This is a genomic window from Nocardioides sp. CPCC 206348 (genome assembly GCF_048654705.1).
GTDB lineage: Bacteria > Actinomycetota > Actinomycetes > Propionibacteriales > Nocardioidaceae > Nocardioides.
This window is the reverse complement of record NZ_JBMCZA010000078.1, coordinates 18,952-19,506: the sequence shown is the minus strand read 5'-3', so window position 1 is coordinate 19,506 and position 555 is coordinate 18,952. Positions and strand designations below refer to the sequence as shown.

Here is a 555-nt window from a genome sequence, read left to right as displayed (position 1 = left end):
GTCACCGCCCGCACCGCCCTCGAGCAGGAGCTCGCCGACGAGAGCGTGCTGGTCACCCGCCGCGCCGAGGTCGAGGCCGCCGTGGCCGCCGCCCGCGAGCAGGAGGCCGTCCTTGAGGCCGCCCTGCGCGAGGACCTTCCGGCCCTCTCTGCGGCCCAGGAGACCCTCTCGTCGCTTAACGCGCTGCGCGAACGCTTCCGCGGCACGCTCAGTCTCGCGACCGAGCGGGTGCGCAACGCCGCCGGTGCCGCGGACGCCGACGGCGCCCCGGACGGACGGGACCCCGACGAGCTCGAGGCCGAGGCCGCGCGCCTGGCCGAGCAGGAGGCCGGGATCGTCGCCCAGGTCGCCGAGCAGCAGGCTGCGCTCGAAGCGGCGGTCCAGGGCCGTCGTACCGCTGAGGAAGCGGCAGCCAACGAGGAGCGCCGGGTCGCCGGCCTGCTCCGGGCCGCCGCCGACCGACGCGAGGGCCTGGCCCGGCTGCACGGCCAGGTCAACACGCTCCGCTCGCGCGCCAGTGCCGCCGAGGAGGAGATCGGCCGACTCTCGACCGCT

The 555-nt window shown here is 76.9% G+C and carries 1 pseudogene; it reads left to right on the top strand.

Annotated elements, in window-relative coordinates:
* A pseudogene (locus ACOADB_RS03680) lies at positions 1 to 555 on the top strand (chromosome segregation protein SMC); the annotation flags it as partial.